Raw genomic sequence first — 18,710 nt, 5'->3', positions numbered from 1 at the left:
AATTATTTTTTTAATAATACCCTTAAAAGCTCTTTGCTCCCTTGCTCTACAGTAAATATTTCATCCGAAACATCAAAGCCCTTTTCCCTTAAAGCTCTCATTAAATAAGTTACTTGTGGTACTGCTAGCCCTATATTTTCTAATGTATCAACCTCTTTAAATATTTCTGCTGGTTTACCCATTAAAGCTATTTTTCCCTTATTCATGACAACGATTCTTTCAGCTAACTTTCCTACATCCTCCATGCTATGGCTAACTAATACAATTGTCATTTTGTATTTTTCATGAAGAATTTTTATTTGTTCTAAAATATCATCTCTTCCCTTAGGATCTAATCCTGCTGTAGGTTCATCTAATATTAAAACCTTTGGTTCCATAGCAATAACACCAGCTATAGCAACTCTTCTCTTTTGCCCTCCACTTAAATCAAATGGTGAAACATTTTTATAGGTTTCATAATCTAATCCAACCATCTCCATAGATCTTTTAACTCTAGTACGAACCTCTTCTTGATTTAAACCTAGATTATTAGGTCCAAATGCTATATCTTTTTCTATTGTCTCTTCAAATAACTGATACTCTGGATACTGAAATACTAAACCTATTTTCTTTCTTATATCAGTAAGTTTAGTTTCTTTATTTGTAATATCAATATTATCAACTAAAATTCTTCCTGAGCTAGGTTCTAATAAACCATTTAAATGCTGTATTAAAGTTGATTTTCCAGACCCTGTATGCCCTATTAAAGCTAAAAACTCTCCATCTTCAATAAATAAGTTCACATTATCTAATGCTTTTTTCTCAAAAGGTGTTTTAGGCATATATATATGTGTTAAATTTTCTATCTTAATTGACATAATGCACTCACCATCTCATTCACGTTTAAAATTTTTGTATCTATTTCTATACCAGCTTTTCTAAGCTCATAACATATTTCCGTTACTTGTGGAACATCTAACCCTATTTTTTTCATAGTTTCAACATGTGAAAAAACATCACGTGGAATACCTTCAATAATAACCTTTCCTTTATCCATTACTACAACCCTATCTGCTTCTGCTGCTTCATCCATATAGTGAGTTATTAGTATCACAGTTATTCCATGTTTCTTATTTAATTCCTTAATATTATCAATAACTTCTTTTCTTCCTGATGGATCAAGCATAGCTGTTGGTTCATCAAAAATTATACATTTCGGTTGCATAGCTAATATTCCAGCAATTGCAATTCTTTGCTTTTGGCCTCCTGATAATAAATGAGGTGCATGTCTTTTATATTCACTCATTCCAACCTTCTCTAATGCAACATCAACTCTTTGCCTAATTTCTTGTGGTGGAACCCCTAAATTTTCTGGTCCAAAAGCCACATCCTCTTCTACTATTGTAGCTACTAATTGATTATCCGGATTTTGAAATACCATTCCAGCTGTAGATCTTATATCCCATATGTTATCTTCATTGGCTGTATCTAATCCATTAACGATAACAGTTCCTTCTGTAGGTGTTAATAATGCATTCATATGCTTTGCTACTGTTGATTTTCCCGATCCGTTATGCCCTAATATTACTAAAAACTCACCTTTATTAACTTCTAGATTTAATCCATCGATAGCTACTTTCTCTATTCCTTCTTCACCTGTAGAATATTTGAATACTACATTTTTACATTCTACCATTTTATCCATATATATCCCTCCTTTAGTAACATATTAAATTATATAACTAAGTTCTATAAATTTGATATAAATTTCCATAACTTAATTATATATAAGCACAAATTATTTACAAGTATTTCATTTAGGTTATTATTTTCTTATATTTTGCAAGAAAATAATATTTAATCACTATTTTTATGTTTTTATATACAAAAATGGGGATTAAGTTAAACTTAATCCCCAGAGTGAAATTATACTAATTCAAGTATAACAACTTCAGCTCCGTCTCCTCTTCTAGGACCTTTTTTGATCATTCTAGTGTATCCGCCGTTTCTTTCAGCGTACTTTGGAGCGATTTCATCAAATAATGTCTTAACTACTTCTTCTTCTAAAACGTAAGCTAAAACTTGTCTTCTAGCATGAAGATCTCCTCTTTTTCCAAGAGTAATCATCTTTTCAGCTATAGATCTAGCTTCTTTAGCTCTAGTTTCAGTAGTTTCAATTCTACCATGCTTTAAGAAGCTAGTAACAAGACTTCTTAACATAGCTCTTCTTTGGTCTGTAGAAAGACCTAACTTACGATAACCTGCCATGGATTTACCTCCCTACTCGTCGCTTAGTTTTAAGGCTAAACCTAATTCCTTAAGCTTTCTTTCAACTTCTTCTAAGGATTTCTTTCCTAGATTTCTTACCTTCATCATGTCATCCATTGATTTACCAGCAAGTTCTTGAACTGTGTTGATTCCAGCTCTCTTTAAGCAGTTATAAGATCTAACTGAAAGATCTAGTTCTTCAACAGTCATTTCTAGGACTTTTTCCTTTTTATCTTCTTCTTTTTCAATCATGATTTCAACATCATTAGTCGCAACGCCTAATGACATGAATAATTTGAAGTGCTCTATTAAAATCTTAGCAGATAAGCTTATAGCTTCATCTATTTTAATAGTTCCATTAGTCCAAATTTCAAGTGTTAATTTGTCATAATCAGTGATTTGACCAACTCTTGTATTGTCAACAGTGAAGTTAACTCTCTTAACTGGAGTGTATATAGAATCAATAGCTATTGCTGAAAGTGGTAATGCATCACTCTTATTTTTATTTTGAGTAACATATCCTCTTCCTCTATTAACTGTTAATTCCATATACAGTCTTCCATTTTCATCAAGAGTTGCTATGTGTAAATCTTTGTTTACAACTTCAACATTTCCATCAGTCTTAATGTCTGCACCTGTAACAACTCCTGGTCCCTTAGCATCTATATAAATAGTTTGTGGACCTTCGCCTTCCATTGTAAGAGCTAAAGATTTAATGTTAAGAATTAATTCAGTAACATCTTCTTTAACACCTTGTACAGTTGAGAATTCATGAAGTACTCCATCAATTTTAATTGATGTAGTAGCTACACCTGGAAGTGATGATAAAAGAATTCTTCTCATTGCATTTCCAAGTGTAATACCATATCCTCTTTCTAATGGCTCAACTACATATTTACCATATGTACCATCTTCATTTGATTCTATACACTCAATTATTGGCTTTTCTATTTCTAACATGTACAAACCCTCCTTGTATATAAAATGGCAACCTTATTACGAGGGCAACTGATTCCATTTAATAATCTAATATAATAAATTAATATTAAAAATATTAATTTATTATTTGCTGTATAATTCGACAATTAGAGTTTCGTTAACTGGTACGTCAATGTCTTCTCTAGCTGGCGCAGCAACTACTTTACCTTCATAGTTTTCAACGTTAGCTTCTAACCATTTTGGTAATGTCTTTGGATTTTCTACGAAAGTCTTGAACTTTTCAGTTCCTCTGCTCTTTTCGCAAACAGATATTACATCGTTAACTGATACCTTGTATGATGGAATATCAACTTTCTTACCATTTACTAAGAAATGACCATGAGTAACTAATTGTCTAGCTTCGTTTCTTGAAGCACCGTATCCTAATCTGTACGCAACGTTATCTAATCTCATTTCTAGTAACATTAATAAGTTTTCACCAGTGATTCCCTTCATGTGGTCAGCCTTTTCATAGTAAGTTCTGAATTGACCTTCTAAAACACCGTATATTCTTCTAGCTTTTTGCTTTTCTCTTAATTGTACTCCGTAGTTAGATAACTTTTTCTTAGCTGCTCCGTGTTGTCCTGGTGCATAGCTTCTTCTTACGAAAGCACATTTATCTGTATAACATCTATCTCCCTTAAGGAATAGCTTTTGACCTTCTCTTCTACATAATCTACATGTAGCTCCAGTATATCTTGCCATTCGTTACACCTCCTGTTGAATTTAAATATAATTAGACTCTTCTTCTCTTCGGTGGTCTACATCCGTTGTGTGGAATTGGAGTAACGTCTTTAATTAGAGTTACTTCTAAACCTGCAGCTTGTAATGATCTTATAGCTGCTTCTCTACCAGCACCTGGTCCTTTAACGTATACTTCTATACTCTTTAAACCGTGTTCCATAGCTGCTTTAGCTGCAGTTTCTGCTGCCATTTGAGATGCAAATGGAGTGCTCTTTCTTGAACCTCTGAAACCTAAAGCTCCAGCACTTGACCATGATAAAGCATTTCCAGCCGCATCAGTTAAAGTAACTATTGAGTTATTGAAAGTTGATTGGATGTGTGCAGCACCATGCTCAACATTCTTTCTTTCTTTTCTTCTTCTAGTAGTCTTTTTGACTTTTTGAGCCATCGAAATCCCTCCTCACTACTTCTTCTTATTTGCGATAGTCTTCTTAGGACCTTTTCTAGTTCTAGCGTTAGTCTTAGTTTTTTGTCCTCTAACTGGAAGACCTTTTCTATGTCTTATTCCTCTGTAACAACCTATTTCAACTAATCTCTTAATGTTTAAAGCAACATCTCTTCTTAAGTCACCTTCAACCATTAAGTTCTTGTTTACATAGTTTCTGATTTCATTTACTTCATCCTCAGTAAGATCCTTAATTCTAGTATCTGGGTTAATTCCAGTAGTAGCTAATATCTTTTGAGAAGTAGATAAACCAACTCCGTATATATATGTTAGACCTATTTCAACTCTTTTTTCCTTTGGTAGGTCAACTCCTGATATTCTTGCCATTGAACTTACACCTCCTGTTTATTGAAATGCAATTTTTTATTTTTGCTTTTGGTAAATTTATATTAAAATCTTAGGTCGATAGTTTAAAAAAACTATCGTCAGCCGTACCTAAAATTAATAAGCTGATTTAAACGCCTATATAATAATATTGAACTTTCAAAAAAAAGTCAACATATTAATATTTGTAAATTATTCTGCCTAATATGAAATTATATTAGCCTTGTTTTTGCTTGTGCTTAGGATTTTCACAGATTACCATTACTCTTCCTTTTCTTCTTATAATCTTGCACTTTTCGCAAATAGGCTTAACTGATGGTCTTACTTTCATCGCTAACCCTCCTTGTGTAATTTATGGTAAACTTTTTAGCTTATTTTGCTCTCCAAGTAATTCTTCCTCTTGTTAGGTCATATGGAGAAAGTTCTATAGTAACCTTATCTCCAGGTAGAATTCTTATGAAGTTCATTCTTAATTTTCCTGATATGTGAGCTAAAATTTTATGACCACTTTCTAACTCAACTTGAAACATTGCATTTGGTAAAGCCTCTAAGACTACACCTTGCATTTCTATTACATCATCTTTTGACATAAGGTAATCAACCCTCCTTAACAATGCCTTTTAGTTTTAGAAATCTTTTTATTTTTAAATCAGTACCTTTATCCTTTAATATAAGTGATGCTTTAATCTCATCATCTACATTTTCTAAAACAATAAAATGTTTTATCTTTTTCTTCTTAGGCATCTGAATTGTCTTATTACTTCCATTACTTAGAAGGTAATAATCATCATCAACTTTATCAACAATAACGTAATAATGATCTTTATCTCTTCCGCATTTTGAAAGAACAATTTTCCCAATTAAGTCATTGTTTTGCAAATTTCTTTCACCTCGATGATTACCTTAGCCATAAATCTACAAGCCACCTTTTGGTATCATGCGAATTTATAACTAAGCAACACTTATTTAATCAGTGTTAATATCTCTGGTCCATCTGGTAAAATTACAACAGTGTTTTCATAGTGAGCCGAAAGACTCTTATCTGCTGAGACTACTGTCCAATCATCACCTAAAGTAGCTACTCTATATGTTCCCATATTAACCATAGGTTCTATAGCTAAAGTCATACCAGCAACTAATTTTGGACCTCGGCCTGGTCTTCCGAAGTTAGGAATTTCCGGATCCTCATGGACACTTTTTCCTATCCCGTGACCTACGAAATCTCTTACAACTGAGAAACCTGAAGCCTCAACATAGCGTTGTATTTCATGTGAAATATCAGTTAGTCTATTTCCTACTTTAGCAAACTCCAAACCTTTAAAGAAAGATTCTTCAGTAACTTTTATAAGTTTATTTGCTTCGTCTGAAATATTACCTACAGCAAATGTTCTTGCTGCATCACCGTGGAATCCATTAATATTCGCTCCACAATCTACACTAACTATATCTCCCTCTTTTAATACATACCCTCCTGGTATTCCATGAACTACTTGCTCATTAACAGATATACATAGTGAAGCAGGAAATCCATAGAGCCCTTTAAATGAAGGTATTGCCCCATGCTTAGTTATAAATTCTTCTGCTATCCTATCTAATTCAGCAGTAGTTATCCCTGGTTTAACTTTTTTTTCAACAAGTAGTAGAGTTTCTGCTACAATTCTTCCTGCAATTCTCATTAGGTCGATTTCTTTATCATTTTTGATAATAATCATTAGTTTGCACTCCCTAATATATTACAGATACCTTCGAATACTTCATTAATAGCTTTTGTTCCATCTACTGTGGAAAGTAAGTTTTTCTCTTTATAAAAATCAATCAGTGGTTGTGTTTGTCTTTCATAGACATCTAGTCTCTCTTTTACTGTTTCTTCAACATCATCTTTTCTTTGGATAATGTTATCACCACAAACATCACAAACTCCATCAACAGCTGGTGGATTAAATTTGATATGATAACTAGCTCCACATGATAAACAAACTCTTCTTCCTGTCATTCTTTCAAGTATGAAACTGCTAGGTACTTCGATACATAAAGCTGTATCTAAGCTTTCATTTCTTGAATCTAAAAACTCTTGTAGAGCTTCAGCTTGAGCAACAGTTCTTGGGAATCCATCTAATAGATAACCATTTTTACAGTCTTCCCATGTTAGTCTATCTTTAACCATATTAATAGTTACTTCATCTGGCACTAATTGACCATTATCAATATATTGCTTAGCTTCTATTCCTAAAGGGGTTTCTTCTGAAATATTCTTTCTAAAGATATCCCCAGTAGAAATATGTGGTATAGAGTATCTATTACTAATTGATTTTGCCTGTGTTCCTTTTCCAGCCCCAGGAGGACCTAATAATACTATCTTCACGGGCATCATCTCCATTATAAAATCTATTTTAAGAATCCTTGATAGTGTCTCATAACTAATTGTGAATCTAATTGTCTAGAAAAATCTAAACCAACTCCAATTAATATTAATAATGACGTTCCACCAAATTGAATTCCACTTAAATCTGTATAATTACTAATTAATATTGGAGTAACAGCTAGTAATGCTGCAAATATTCCCCCGATTAAAGATACTTTTGTAAGTACTTTTTCAAAATACTTCTCTGTAGCTTCACCTGGTCTTACACCTGGTACAAAGCCTGCAGACTTATGAAGATTTTCTGCCATTTCATCTGGTTTAAATGTTATTTGAGTATAGAACCAAGTAAAGAATACCGTTAATACTGCATAACAAACTGGATACATCCATGTACTTTTGTTAAAAATACTATATGGATTTGTTAATATCCATTTAGACCATCCCTTAGTTGGGAAGAAATTAGCTATTGTTTCAGGGAACATCATTACAGACATTGCAAATATTATTGCAATAACTGCTGATCCAATTAAACTTAATGGTATATGAGTAGATTGACCTTTCATAACCTTAGCACCTACAGCCTTACCAGCATACTGGATTGGCACTCTTCTCTCTGCTAATGAGAAGTAAATTGTAACTGCTAATAGTGCTAACGCACCAATTAAGAATAATACTATTTCTATTATAGAAATTTCACCTGCTTCTTTTAATGTAAATAATGACATTAAAGTTGTAGGTAATTGAGATACTATATTAACGAATATTAATATTGAAACTCCATTTCCAAATCCTTTTTGAGTTATTTGGTCACCAAGCCACATACAGAAAGTAGATCCTACAACTAATGAAATTAGTACTACAGTCTTTTCAGCTGTTCCTAATCCACTTGCCGCACCTTGTGCTGCAATCATTGAGTAAATTCCTATTGCTAATACAAATCCTATTGCTATAGAAGCATATCTTGTAATAGATTGAATTTTCTTTCTACCTTCTTCCCCTTCTTTAGAAAGTTGTTCTAAAGATGGAATTGCAATTGTTAATAATTGCACTATGATTGATGCATTAATATAAGGTGAAACACTTAATGCAAATATACTAAATTTACTTAAAGCCCCTCCTGATATTAAGTTGTAAAACCCAAGTAACCCATCAGAGTTAGTCATTGAGCTTAAATAACTAGTATCAATTCCAGGAACCGGAATATGTATTCCTATCCTGAAAATTGCTACTAAAAATATCGTCCATAAAAATCTTTTTCTTAGTTCCGGAACCTTCCAGGCATTACGTAGGGTTGATAGCATATTATATCACCTCAACTTTTCCTCCAGCTGCTTCTATCTTTTCAGCCGCTGACTTAGACATCTTGCATCCTTGTACAGTTAGGCTCTTTTCTAATGTTCCGTTTCCTAATATCTTAACTCCGTCTAAAACTTTAGATATTACTCTTGTTTCAAGTAATAATTCTGGAGTTACTACTGTTCCGTTTTCGAATATGTTTAATCTATCAACATTGATAGAAACAATTTTCTTAGCGAAGATATTAGTGAATCCTCTCTTAGGAAGTCTTCTGTATAATGGCATTTGACCACCTTCAAATCCTGGTCTAACTCCACCGCCTGATCTAGCGTTTTGTCCTTTTTCACCTTTACCAGCGTTTCTTCCTAAACCTGAACCAGTACCTCTACCAACTCTCTTAGGAGCTTTCTTGCTACCAGCTGCTGGCTTTAATTCATGAAGTTTCATATCTTAGTGCACCTCCTCTTTATTATACTTCTTCTACTTTTAATAAGTAGTCAACTTTGTTGATCATACCTCTGATTTGAGGAGTATCCTCATGCTCTACAGTTTTGTTAATCTTTCTTAGACCAAGAGCATTTGCAGTAGCGATATGGTCTTTCTTTCTGCCTATTAAGCTTTTAACTAAAGTAACCTTTATCTTTGCCATTGCGTATACCTCCTAACCTAATATTTCTTCTACAGTTTTGCCTCTTAACTTAGCTATCTCTTCAGCTGTTCTTAAGCTTGCTAAACCGTTAATTGTAGCATTTACCATGTTTCTTGGATTGTTTGAACCTAAAGACTTAGCTCTAACGTCCTTTAATCCTGCTAATTCAAGTACAGCTCTTGCTGGTCCACCAGCGATAACTCCTGTACCTTCTTTAGCTGGCATGATTAAAACTTTACCAGTTCCAAACTTACCATATATTTCGTGAGGAACTGTTGTTCCAACTATAGCAACGCTAACCATGTTTTTCTTAGCGTCTTCGATACCTTTTTTAATTGCTTCTGGGATTTCGATTGACTTACCCATTCCTACGCCTACGTGTCCGTTCTCATCACCAACAACAACTAAAGCGCTGAATCTGAAGTTTCTACCACCCTTAACAACCTTAGTAACTCTGTTTATAAAAACAACCTTTTCCTTAAGGTCTAGTGTGCTAGGATCGATTCTCATTGATTTCCCTCCTTGTATGATTAGAATTTTAAGCCTGCTTCTCTAGCGCTTTCTGCTAATGTTTGAACTCTTCCGTGATATACGTATCCACCTCTGTCAAATACAACTTCAGTAATACCTTTATCTAAAGCTCTCTTAGCAACTAGTTCACCAACTAGTCTAGCAGCTTCTTTGTTTCCGCCTACTTTAACGTCAACATCTTTATCTAATGTTGAAGCAGATACTAAAGTAACAGCATTTATATCATCTATGATTTGAGCATATATATTTTTTTCACTTCTGTAAACTGAAAGTCTTGGTCTTTCAGGAGTACCAGAAATTTTCTTACGTACTCTAAGGTGACGCTTTGCTCTATTTGCCTTTTTGTCTGCCTTCTTGAACATAAGGTTCACTCCTTCCTAATTATTTCTTACCAGTTTTACCTTCTTTACGTCTGATAACTTCGCCTTCGAACTTAATTCCTTTACCCTTATATGGTTCAGGTTTTCTCCACTTTCTGATATCAGCAGCAGCAGCACCAACTAATTGCTTATCGATTCCTGATACAACTACCTTTGTAGCTGCTGGAGTTTCGAAAGTAATTCCTTCAGCTGGTTCTATTTCAACTGGGTGTGAATATCCTAAGTTCATTACAAGTTTCTTTCCTTGTAATTGAGCTCTGTAACCAACACCGATTAATTCTAGAGTCTTTTGGTATCCCTTTTCAACTCCTATGATCATGTTGTTGATTAATGCTCTAGTTAAACCGTGAAGAGCTCTGTGCTCTTTAACGTCACTAGGTCTTGTAACAACAACTTGGTTGTCTTCAACTGCTATATTCATGTCTTTGTCCATAGCCTTAACTAATTGCCCTTTAGGTCCCTTTACAGTAACAACGTTACCTTCAGCAACTGTTACTGTAACACCAGCAGGGATAGCTATTGGTAATCTACCTACTCTTGACATAACCGCACCTCCTGTATTACTTGTTAGATCTATATGTTAATCTAGTTAATTTTCAAAATTAATTACTACCAAACGTAGCAAACAACTTCTCCGCCTAAGCCTAATTTTCTAGCTTCTCTGTCTACAACTATACCTTTTGAAGTTGAAATTACAGCGATTCCTAATCCATTAAGAACTCTTGGAACTTCATCTTTCTTACAGTATACTCTTAAACCTGGCTTTGATATTCTCTTAATACCAGTTATAACTCTTTCTTTGTTAGAACCGTATTTAAGAGATAATCTCATCATTGGAACAACACCATCATTGTATTCTTCAATATTTTTGATGTATCCCTCTTGTAATAATATATTTGCAACAGCCTTCTTTACGTTTGAAGAAGGAACTTCTACTACTTCGTGTCTTACAGCATTCGCATTTCTAATACGAGTTAGTAAATCTGCGATAGGATCTGTCATAACCATTTAATTTGCCTCCTTTCAGTCGTTAGGTTTACCAGCTTGCCTTCTTACAACCAGGAATTTCACCTTTGTAAGCAAGTTCTCTAAAGCATATACGGCAAATACCAAACTTTCTTAATACTGCATGTGGTCTTCCACATATTCTGCATCTTGTATAAGCTCTTGTTTTATATTTAGGAGCTTTGCTCCACTTTTCAATAATAGCTTTACGTGCCACAGTTTTCCCTCCTTATTATTGAGCGAATGGCATTCCAAGGAATCTTAATAATTCTCTTGCTTCTTCGTCAGTCTTTGCAGTTGTAACGAAGATGATATCCATTCCTCTAACCTTATCGATCTTATCGTATTCTATTTCTGGGAATATTAATTGTTCTTTAATTCCTAAAGAATAATTTCCTCTTCCGTCAAATGCTCTATCAGAAACTCCTCTGAAGTCTCTAACTCTTGGAAGAGCTATTGACATTAGCTTATCAGCAAATTCAAACATCTTTGCTCCTCTTAATGTAACTTTACATCCTAATGCCATGTTCTCTCTTATCTTAAAGTTAGCAACTGATTTCTTTGCTCTAGTTAAGATTGGCTTTTGTCCTGAGATAAGTTGTAAGTCAGCAACCGCAGATTCTAAAACCTTTTGGTTATCCTTAGCTTCTCCAACTCCCATATTTATAACGATTTTTTCAAGCTTTGGAACTTCCATGATGTTTTTGTATCCGAACTTTTCTGTCATAGCTTGAATTACTTCATTTGTATACTTCTCTTGAAGTCTTGGTGTCATAATTAGTACCTCCTTTCAGATTTTAGAATGTTTCTCCACACTTCTTACAAACTCTAACCTTAGTACCATCTTCTAAGATTTTACTGCTAATTCTTGTAGCATTTTTGCATTTTGTGCAGTATAACATAACTTTTGAGCTGTATATAGCTCCTTCTTTTTCTATTATTCCACCTTGAGCGTTTGCTCTAGTTGGCTTTTGATGTTTCTTTACTATGTTAACTCCTTGAACAAGAACTTTTCCTGTTTTTGGGTATACCTTTAAAACTTCACCAGTTTTCCCAGCATCTTTACCAGAAATAACTACTACTGTGTCGTTCTTTTTAACGTGTAACTTCAAATTAGCCACCTCCTCTATTATAGAACTTCTGGTGCTAATGATAATATTTTGTTAAATTCTTTATCTCTTAGCTCCCTAGCAACTGGTCCGAAGATACGAGTTCCTCTTGGTTGCTTATCTTCTTTTATTATAACAGCAGCGTTCTCATCAAATTTGATGTATGAACCGTCAGCTCTTCTTAATCCTCTTACTGATCTAACAATAACAGCTTTTACAACGTCACCTTTTTTAACAACTCCGCCTGGTGTTGCACTTTTAACGCTAGCTACTATTATATCTCCAATGTTACCGAACTTTCTCTTTGATCCGCCTAAAACTCTGATACACATAATTTCTTTAGCACCTGAGTTATCTGCTACCTTTAATAAGGTTTGTTGTTGTATCATTGAAATTTACCCTCCTTTCAGTCTTTAAAAGCTTATTTAGCTCTTTCAACTATTTCAACAAGTCTCCATCTCTTATCTTTAGATAATGGTCTAGTTTCCATTATTAATACTCTATCATTCATGTTAGCTTCATTATTTTCATCATGAGCCTTGAATTTAGTAGTTCTGTTCATAGTTTTTCCGTATAGTGGATGTCTTACCTTAGTTTCAACAGCAACTACGATAGTCTTATCCATTTTATCAGAAACAACTCTACCGATTTTCTTCTTTCTTAATCCTCTTTCCATTAGGGGCTACCTCCTTCCAGATTTACTGTTCAAATGCCCTGATCTCTTCTTCTCTAATGATGGTTTTGATTTGGGCTATAGATTTCTTTACTTCTCTTATTCTCATAGGATTTTCTAATTGTCCTGTAGCTAATTGGAATCTTAAGTTGAATAATTCAGCTTTTAATTCTCCTAGCTTAGCAACTAAATCTTGAGGATTATTTGCTCTTAAATCTTTTAATTCTCTAGCCTTCATTATTCTTCACCACCCATTTCCTCAAAATCTCTTCTTGTAACGAATTTACACTTTACAGGAAGTTTGTGTGATGCAAGTCTCATTGCTTCTCTTGCAACTTCTTCGTTAACTCCTGATAATTCGAATAATACTCTACCAGGTTTAACTACAGCTACCCAGTATTCTGGTGAACCTTTACCAGAACCCATTCTTGTTTCAGCTGGTTTTTCAGTAACTGGCTTATCTGGGAATACTTTTATCCAAAGTTTTCCTCCTCTTCTAATGTATCTGTTAATTGCTATTCTGGCAGATTCTATTTGGTTACTTGTTATCCATCCACAAGTTTGTGCTTGGATACCAAAATCTCCGTATGCAAGGAAATTACCTCTAGTAGCTTTTCCTTTCATTCTACCACGTTGTACCTTACGATGCTTAACTCTTTTAGGCATTAACATGATTATATTCCTCCTTTCTTACGCGTTAACTTCTTCCTTCTTTTCAACTTTTTTAGTTGGAAGAACTTCTCCATTATAAACCCAAACTTTAACTCCGATTTTACCGTATGTTGTATCTGCTTCAGCAAATCCATAATCGATATCAGCTCTTAATGTTTGTAGTGGAATTGTTCCTTCATGATATTGTTCAGTTCTAGCGATTTCAGCTCCGCCTAATCTTCCTGAACAAGCTGTTTTAACACCCTTAGCTCCTAATTTCATAGCTCTTTGGATGCTTTGTTTCATAGCTCTTCTGAAAGAAACTCTTTTTTCTAATTGAGCAGCAATGTTTTCAGCAACTAATTGAGCGTTTGCTTCAGCATTCTTAACTTCAACTATGTTTATTAAAATATTCTTTCCGTTTACTAATTTAGCAACCTTAGCTTTTAAAGCTTCGATTCCTGCACCACCTTTACCGATAACAACACCTGGTTTAGCAGTATATATATTTAACTTAACTCTTTTAGCTGATCTTTCGATTTCAATCTTAGCGATACCAGCTGAGAAAAGTTCTTTCTTTACGAATTCTCTTATTTTGTTATCTTCGATTAAGTTATCTGCAAATGTTCTCTTATCAGCATACCATTTTGCATCCCAACCTTTGATAACTCCAACTCTAAGTCCGTGAGGATGTACTTTTTGACCCACTTGTTTTTCCCTCCTTCTTACTAAGCTCTTTCTTTAACTACTACTGTTATATGACTTGTTCTCTTATTGATTCTGAACGCTTTTCCGTGGTCCATTGGTCTGAATCTCTTTAAAGTTGGACCAGCACCTACGAATGTTTCAGCAACATATAAGTTTTCAACATTTAAGTCATGATTGTTCTCTGCATTTGCAACAGCTGATTTTAAAACTTTGTTTATAACAACTGCAGCATCTTTTGGAGTGTATTGTAATATAGCGAAAGCCTCGTTAACGTTTTTTCCTCTTATTAAATCAAGAACAACTCCTACTTTCATTGGAGACATTCTAACATATTTAGCTATAGCTCTAGCTTCCATTGGTGTTCCTCCTTTCCCAGATTACTTTCTTTTTCTTGATGCTTTTTCGTCGTAATCGTGTCCTCTGTATGTTCTAGTAAGAGCAAATTCTCCTAATTTGTGTCCTACCATATCCTCGCTCACATATACTGGAACGTGTTTTCTACCATCATGAACAGCGATTGTATGACCAATCATTTGTGGGAAAATTGTTGATGATCTTGACCAAGTCTTAACAACCTTATTTTCACCATTAGCATTCATTTCTTCTATCTTCTTTAAAAGTCCTTCGTGTACGAAAGGTCCCTTTTTTATTGATCTACTCACTATAATTTGCCTCCCTTCATAATCTCTAGGCCCAGTAAGCCTGAAGAGAATTAATTTCTCTTCAATTACTTACTATTTCTTCTCTTTATTATGAATCTATCAGAATACTTCTTATTCTTTCTAGTCTTGTATCCAAGTGCTGGTTTACCCCATGGAGTAACTGGACTTGGTCTACCGATTGGTGATCTACCTTCACCACCACCGTGAGGGTGATCGCAAGGGTTCATTACAGAACCTCTAACTGTAGGTCTCCATCCCATGTGTCTCTTTCTACCAGCTTTACCAATGTTGATGATATCGTTAGTAGTGTTAGAAACTGTACCGATTGTAGCTCTACATTCGATTCTTACATATCTCATTTCACCTGAAGGTAATCTTAATGTTGCATAGTTACCTTCTTTAGCCATTAATTGAGCAGAAGTACCTGCTGATCTAACCATTTGGCCACCTTTACCAGCTTGTAATTCTATATTGTGAACAACTGTACCAACTGGCATATCTTTTAATGCTTTTGCATTACCAACTTTGATATCAGCTTCTGGTCCAGATACGATTGTATCTCCAACCTTTAATCCTACTGGTGCAAGAATATATCTCTTTTCACCATCAGCATATACTACTAAAGCAATGTATGCTGTTCTGTTTGGATCGTATTCTATTGTAGCAACTTTTGCTGGAATACCATCCTTATTTCTCTTGAAATCTATTATTCTGTATTTTCTCTTAGCTCCACCACCGTGGTGTCTTACAGTTATTTTACCTTGAGCATTTCTACCACCAGTTTTCTTTAAAGAAACAAGAAGTGATTTCTCTGGGCTGTTTGTAGTTATTTCTTCAAAACTAGCCATTGTCATTTCTCTTCTTGATGGTGTAGTAGGTCTAAACTTTTTAACTGCCATGCTAATTCCCTCCTTCTTTAAGCTTATCTGGTATTTTTACCAATACTTCGCTTTGATATTATTGCATTCCTTCGAAGAATTCAATACCTTTGCTATCTTGAGCTAATGTGATTATAGCTTTCTTTTGGTCAGCTCTCTTACCAACATGTACGCCCATTCTCTTAGTTTTTCCCATAGTTCTTATTGTTTGAACTTTTTCAACTTTAACGCCGAAAACTTCTTCAACCGCTTTCTTTATTTGAACTTTGTTAGCGCTCATATGAACTATGAAAGTGTACTTCTTTTCTGCCATTGCAGCCATTGACTTTTCAGTTATAACTGGTTTTCTGATTATATCGTGGCTTGTTAACTTCATTATGCGTACACCTCCTCAATCTTTGATACAGCATCCTTAGTCATGATTACTTTTGAGTATTTTAATAAATCATAAACGTTGATGTTGTTAACTGGAAGTACTGCTACTCCTTCTATGTTTCTAGCTGATTTGTAAACTGTTTCGTTTGCTTCAGCAGTAACGATTAATGTCTTTTTAGCATTGAAAGCATTTAACATTTTAACAATTTCCTTAGTCTTAGGAGCTTCTAATGTTAAGCTATCTAATACTACCATTTCATCATTTTGAACTTTGCTAGTTAATGCTGATAACATAGCAACTCTTCTCATTGATTTTGGTATTGACATTCTGTAATCTCTTGGCTTTGGTGCGAATACAACTCCACCTTTGATCCATTGTGGTGCTCTGATTGATCCTTGTCTAGCTCTACCAGTTCCCTTTTGTCTCCAAGGCTTAATTCCGCCTCCTCTAACCTCAGCTCTAGTCTTAGCTGATTGAGTTCCTTGTCTCTTGTTAGCTAATAATGCAACAACTACTTGGTGCATAGCATCTGCATTCACTTCAACAGCGAATACTTTATCATTTAATTGAATATCTTCAATCTTATTTCCTTCTTTGTTAAATAATCCTACTGTAGGCATTCTGTCTCCTCCTTTCTAAAGAAATTAAGCTTTAACAGCGTTTCTTATTACAACTGTGCTCTTGTTAGCACCTGGGATACCACCCTTAACTAATATTAAGTTCTTTTCAGCTATTACTTTAACAACTTCTAAGTTTAATACTGTAGTGTTAACAGCTCCCATGTGTCCTGGCATGTTTTTGTTCTTGAATGTTCTTGATGGATCAGAAGAAGCTCCCATTGAACCTACTGCTCTGTGGAACTTAGAACCGTGTGACATTGGCCCTCTGTTTGCATTCCATCTCTTAATAACACCTTGGAATCCCTTACCTTTAGAAACTCCTGAAACGTCAATTTTATCTCCAGCTGCAAATAAATCAGCTTTGATTTCTTGACCTACTTCGTAAGCGCTGCAATCTTCTAATCTGAACTCTTTTAATGTTCTTCTTAAAGATACTCCAGCTTTAGCAAAGTGTCCTTTTCTTGGCTTATTAACTAATTTTTCTCTTATTTCACCGAAACCAACTTGTATTGCTTCATAACCATCCTTTTCGATAGTCTTCTTTTGAACAACAACACATGGTCCAGCTTCTACTACAGTTACAGGAACTACCTTTCCATTTTCATCGAAAATTTGAGTCATCCCTATTTTCTTACCGATTATAGCTTTTTTCATGTATTTACACCTCCCAAACGTATTAGCGGATTGCTTTTGCAATCATAACCGTTCAAACTGTTTATTTAATAGTTAAGCTATTATAGCTTTATTTCGATATCTACACCAGCAGGTAAGTTTAATCTCATTAATGCATCAACTGTTTTTGGTGATGGATTAACTATGTCGATTAATCTCTTGTGTGTTCTGATTTCGAATTGTTCTCTTGAATCTTTGTACTTATGAACAGCTCTTAATATAGTAACAACATCTTTTTCAGTAGGTAGTGGTACTGGACCTGCAACCTTAGCTCCTGTTGATTTAGCTGTTTCAACGATTTTTTCAGCAGATTGATCTAATATAGTGTGATCAAAAGCCTTTAATCTGATTCTTATTTTTTGTTTTGACATTCTGGTTTCCCTCCTTTTCATGTACGCTTTACTTCTAACGCACAACAGCAATAGTTATGTAAACTGTTCCTGGTGTTTCCTACCTAAGAATACAAATTACTATTCCTGCCGTCGGATTCTAGATCCTGACTTGCTCCTCAAGAATAACCCGGAAGTCCGGCAACCTCTTGATTCATCGCGTTATGCTACACAACTTCTTTATTATACTATCTTTATAAATCTTTATCAAGACTTTTTTTTCATCTTTTTTTAACGATTTTTTAAAAATTTTTTTAAGTTTTTAGAAGTAATCCTGTCGTTCAACTGTTATAATTTTATATCGAATTTAACTTTTTTTCAATAGTATATTTAATGAAATTTTAGTTTCTCTTACCTTATATTATATATGTTTAACCAATTTATTCTAATATAAACATTTTATATATATTTTTTGAGTTTCTATTTAGATTTTTACTTATATTGTTTATAAAATTTTATCTTATATTCAAGAAATGTTGTTAATATAGTTATAATATAATTAAACAATCATTTTAATATAAAATCTTCACTTTAATTAATAATTTATTCTTACTATTTAAATATTTAGTAAATTATATACCTTTCATTTATATAATAAGTAACTATATATAGCTTATAACAAAAAACATATTTCTTTTATAGTCGCTTAATCACTAATATTTTTTTATTAAATCATTTTTTCTAAAAATTATTTGGATTCTCATATATATTATAAACTTTAAAATATAATTCTCATTAACTTAAAGTATTATACTCACTTATATACTCAAATTAGAAATATATATATTTTCATCCTAATTAAAAAAACATACTAAAAAAGAAAGAGTAAAGGCGTCCCCTTACTCTTTCTCTTTTTGTGATCACAATTTTTTAAGCGCTTTAATTTAAAATTTATATTTAAAAAGATTTTAAAACTTAATTGGAAAAGTTTAAAACTATTCGATTATAGAAGTAACAACTCCTGAACCTACAGTTCTTCCACCTTCTCTGATAGCGAATCTTAAACCTTCA

The 18,710-nt window shown here is 33.8% G+C and carries 34 protein-coding genes and 1 pseudogene; all 35 read right to left on the bottom strand.

The genetic code is table 11. From position 1 onward, the window contains the following. Positions 1-2: 2 nt before the first annotated feature. A complete protein-coding gene (locus Q0G30_RS06325; RefSeq protein WP_294387919.1) occupies positions 3-857 on the bottom strand; it encodes an energy-coupling factor transporter ATPase in 855 nt (284 codons plus the stop codon). Beyond that, entirely contained in the window at positions 842-1,684 is an 843-nt protein-coding gene (locus tag Q0G30_RS06320; protein WP_294387916.1) for an energy-coupling factor transporter ATPase, read from the bottom strand. Before Q0G30_RS06320 ends, Q0G30_RS06325 begins: the two co-directional genes overlap by 16 nt. Positions 1,685-1,905: 221 nt before the next feature. After that, positions 1,906-2,247 (bottom strand): 50S ribosomal protein L17, encoded by a 342-nt coding sequence (gene rplQ, locus Q0G30_RS06315; protein WP_294387914.1) that lies wholly within the window; start codon positions 2,245-2,247, stop codon positions 1,906-1,908. Positions 2,248-2,259: 12 nt separating this feature from the next. Next, entirely contained in the window at positions 2,260-3,207 is a 948-nt protein-coding gene (locus Q0G30_RS06310) for a DNA-directed RNA polymerase subunit alpha (protein WP_294387912.1), read from the bottom strand. 102 nt (positions 3,208-3,309) lie between these two features. Next, positions 3,310-3,930: a 30S ribosomal protein S4 gene (gene rpsD / locus Q0G30_RS06305; RefSeq protein WP_291675693.1), complete on the bottom strand. Its 621-nt coding sequence runs from the start codon at positions 3,928-3,930 to the stop codon at positions 3,310-3,312. A 31-nt stretch (positions 3,931-3,961) separates the two neighbouring features. After that, entirely contained in the window at positions 3,962-4,357 is a 396-nt protein-coding gene (gene rpsK, locus Q0G30_RS06300) for a 30S ribosomal protein S11 (protein WP_005212098.1), read from the bottom strand. Positions 4,358-4,372: 15 nt separating this feature from the next. After that, the gene (gene rpsM / locus Q0G30_RS06295; RefSeq protein WP_005212096.1) at positions 4,373-4,741 is read right to left on the bottom strand and encodes a 30S ribosomal protein S13; all 369 of its coding nucleotides are present in this window, start codon (positions 4,739-4,741) and stop codon (positions 4,373-4,375) included. Positions 4,742-4,955: 214 nt separating this feature from the next. Beyond that, a complete protein-coding gene (rpmJ, locus tag Q0G30_RS06290) occupies positions 4,956-5,069 on the bottom strand; it encodes a 50S ribosomal protein L36 (protein WP_003448032.1) in 114 nt (37 codons plus the stop codon). A 40-nt stretch (positions 5,070-5,109) separates the two neighbouring features. Next, positions 5,110-5,328 (bottom strand): translation initiation factor IF-1, encoded by a 219-nt coding sequence (gene infA, locus Q0G30_RS06285; RefSeq protein ID WP_005212092.1) that lies wholly within the window; start codon positions 5,326-5,328, stop codon positions 5,110-5,112. A 7-nt stretch (positions 5,329-5,335) separates the two neighbouring features. Next, entirely contained in the window at positions 5,336-5,617 is a 282-nt protein-coding gene (locus tag Q0G30_RS06280; RefSeq protein ID WP_294387908.1) for a KOW domain-containing RNA-binding protein, read from the bottom strand. A gap of 83 nt (positions 5,618-5,700) precedes the next feature. Further along, positions 5,701-6,450, bottom strand: a complete 750-nt coding sequence (gene map / locus Q0G30_RS06275) for a type I methionyl aminopeptidase (RefSeq protein WP_294387906.1) — start codon at positions 6,448-6,450, stop codon at positions 5,701-5,703. After that, positions 6,450-7,100: an adenylate kinase gene (locus Q0G30_RS06270; RefSeq protein WP_294387904.1), complete on the bottom strand. Its 651-nt coding sequence runs from the start codon at positions 7,098-7,100 to the stop codon at positions 6,450-6,452. The genes map and Q0G30_RS06270 overlap by 1 nt, the downstream gene beginning before the upstream one ends. 23 nt (positions 7,101-7,123) lie before the next feature. Continuing rightward, positions 7,124-8,401: a preprotein translocase subunit SecY gene (gene secY / locus Q0G30_RS06265; protein WP_294387902.1), complete on the bottom strand. Its 1,278-nt coding sequence runs from the start codon at positions 8,399-8,401 to the stop codon at positions 7,124-7,126. Position 8,402: 1 nt separating this feature from the next. Beyond that, positions 8,403-8,843: a 50S ribosomal protein L15 gene (rplO, locus tag Q0G30_RS06260; RefSeq protein ID WP_195468550.1), complete on the bottom strand. Its 441-nt coding sequence runs from the start codon at positions 8,841-8,843 to the stop codon at positions 8,403-8,405. A gap of 22 nt (positions 8,844-8,865) precedes the next feature. Then, a complete protein-coding gene (rpmD, locus tag Q0G30_RS06255; RefSeq protein WP_005212077.1) occupies positions 8,866-9,045 on the bottom strand; it encodes a 50S ribosomal protein L30 in 180 nt (59 codons plus the stop codon). Positions 9,046-9,057: 12 nt separating this feature from the next. Further along, positions 9,058-9,555, bottom strand: a complete 498-nt coding sequence (gene rpsE / locus Q0G30_RS06250; protein WP_195468549.1) for a 30S ribosomal protein S5 — start codon at positions 9,553-9,555, stop codon at positions 9,058-9,060. Between the two features lie 20 nt (positions 9,556-9,575). Beyond that, complete coding sequence (gene rplR, locus Q0G30_RS06245) at positions 9,576-9,938, bottom strand: 50S ribosomal protein L18 (protein ID WP_294387899.1); 363 nt, start codon at positions 9,936-9,938, stop codon at positions 9,576-9,578. A 19-nt stretch (positions 9,939-9,957) separates the two neighbouring features. Then, positions 9,958-10,500: a 50S ribosomal protein L6 gene (gene rplF, locus Q0G30_RS06240; RefSeq protein ID WP_195468547.1), complete on the bottom strand. Its 543-nt coding sequence runs from the start codon at positions 10,498-10,500 to the stop codon at positions 9,958-9,960. 65 nt (positions 10,501-10,565) lie between these two features. Continuing rightward, positions 10,566-10,964 carry a 30S ribosomal protein S8 gene (rpsH, locus tag Q0G30_RS06235; RefSeq protein WP_005212071.1) on the bottom strand — a complete coding sequence of 133 codons (399 nt, stop codon included), beginning with the start codon at positions 10,962-10,964 and terminating at the stop codon, positions 10,566-10,568. A gap of 28 nt (positions 10,965-10,992) precedes the next feature. Then, positions 10,993-11,178, bottom strand: a complete 186-nt coding sequence (locus tag Q0G30_RS06230) for a type Z 30S ribosomal protein S14 (RefSeq protein WP_005212070.1) — start codon at positions 11,176-11,178, stop codon at positions 10,993-10,995. 15 nt (positions 11,179-11,193) lie between these two features. Next, on the bottom strand, positions 11,194-11,736 hold the full coding sequence (rplE, locus tag Q0G30_RS06225; protein ID WP_133016285.1) for a 50S ribosomal protein L5: 543 nt from the start codon (positions 11,734-11,736) through the stop codon (positions 11,194-11,196). Positions 11,737-11,758: 22 nt separating this feature from the next. Further along, positions 11,759-12,073 carry a 50S ribosomal protein L24 gene (gene rplX, locus Q0G30_RS06220; RefSeq protein ID WP_195468546.1) on the bottom strand — a complete coding sequence of 105 codons (315 nt, stop codon included), beginning with the start codon at positions 12,071-12,073 and terminating at the stop codon, positions 11,759-11,761. 17 nt (positions 12,074-12,090) lie between these two features. Further along, positions 12,091-12,459, bottom strand: coding sequence for a 50S ribosomal protein L14 (gene rplN / locus Q0G30_RS06215; RefSeq protein ID WP_005212064.1), 369 nt, complete (start codon positions 12,457-12,459; stop codon positions 12,091-12,093). A 32-nt stretch (positions 12,460-12,491) separates the two neighbouring features. Then, entirely contained in the window at positions 12,492-12,746 is a 255-nt protein-coding gene (gene rpsQ / locus Q0G30_RS06210) for a 30S ribosomal protein S17 (protein ID WP_005212062.1), read from the bottom strand. 22 nt (positions 12,747-12,768) lie between these two features. Beyond that, a complete protein-coding gene (gene rpmC, locus Q0G30_RS06205; protein ID WP_005212060.1) occupies positions 12,769-12,981 on the bottom strand; it encodes a 50S ribosomal protein L29 in 213 nt (70 codons plus the stop codon). Beyond that, on the bottom strand, positions 12,981-13,415 hold the full coding sequence (rplP, locus tag Q0G30_RS06200; RefSeq protein ID WP_040419026.1) for a 50S ribosomal protein L16: 435 nt from the start codon (positions 13,413-13,415) through the stop codon (positions 12,981-12,983). The genes rpmC and rplP overlap by 1 nt, the downstream gene beginning before the upstream one ends. A gap of 18 nt (positions 13,416-13,433) precedes the next feature. Further along, positions 13,434-14,102, bottom strand: coding sequence for a 30S ribosomal protein S3 (gene rpsC / locus Q0G30_RS06195; protein WP_042401527.1), 669 nt, complete (start codon positions 14,100-14,102; stop codon positions 13,434-13,436). 20 nt (positions 14,103-14,122) lie between these two features. Next, positions 14,123-14,458: a 50S ribosomal protein L22 gene (gene rplV / locus Q0G30_RS06190; RefSeq protein WP_005212053.1), complete on the bottom strand. Its 336-nt coding sequence runs from the start codon at positions 14,456-14,458 to the stop codon at positions 14,123-14,125. A gap of 21 nt (positions 14,459-14,479) precedes the next feature. Continuing rightward, positions 14,480-14,764 (bottom strand): 30S ribosomal protein S19, encoded by a 285-nt coding sequence (rpsS, locus tag Q0G30_RS06185; protein WP_005212052.1) that lies wholly within the window; start codon positions 14,762-14,764, stop codon positions 14,480-14,482. A gap of 65 nt (positions 14,765-14,829) precedes the next feature. Continuing rightward, a complete protein-coding gene (rplB, locus tag Q0G30_RS06180) occupies positions 14,830-15,663 on the bottom strand; it encodes a 50S ribosomal protein L2 (protein WP_294387894.1) in 834 nt (277 codons plus the stop codon). 58 nt (positions 15,664-15,721) lie between these two features. After that, positions 15,722-16,018 (bottom strand): 50S ribosomal protein L23, encoded by a 297-nt coding sequence (gene rplW / locus Q0G30_RS06175; RefSeq protein WP_133016289.1) that lies wholly within the window; start codon positions 16,016-16,018, stop codon positions 15,722-15,724. Continuing rightward, positions 16,018-16,638, bottom strand: a complete 621-nt coding sequence (gene rplD / locus Q0G30_RS06170; protein ID WP_133016290.1) for a 50S ribosomal protein L4 — start codon at positions 16,636-16,638, stop codon at positions 16,018-16,020. The genes rplW and rplD overlap by 1 nt, the downstream gene beginning before the upstream one ends. Positions 16,639-16,662: 24 nt before the next feature. Further along, positions 16,663-17,292, bottom strand: coding sequence for a 50S ribosomal protein L3 (gene rplC / locus Q0G30_RS06165; RefSeq protein ID WP_195986993.1), 630 nt, complete (start codon positions 17,290-17,292; stop codon positions 16,663-16,665). 80 nt (positions 17,293-17,372) lie between these two features. Then, complete coding sequence (gene rpsJ / locus Q0G30_RS06160) at positions 17,373-17,681, bottom strand: 30S ribosomal protein S10 (RefSeq protein ID WP_021876938.1); 309 nt, start codon at positions 17,679-17,681, stop codon at positions 17,373-17,375. 953 nt (positions 17,682-18,634) lie between these two features. Further along, positions 18,635-18,710 (bottom strand): annotated as a pseudogene (locus Q0G30_RS06155) (elongation factor Tu); the annotation flags it as partial.

Origin of the sequence: uncultured Clostridium sp. (assembly GCF_934754925.1) — a bacterium.
Classification (GTDB): Bacteria; Bacillota; Clostridia; order Clostridiales; family Clostridiaceae; genus Clostridium.
This window is presented reverse-complemented; position numbering and strand designations above follow the sequence as displayed.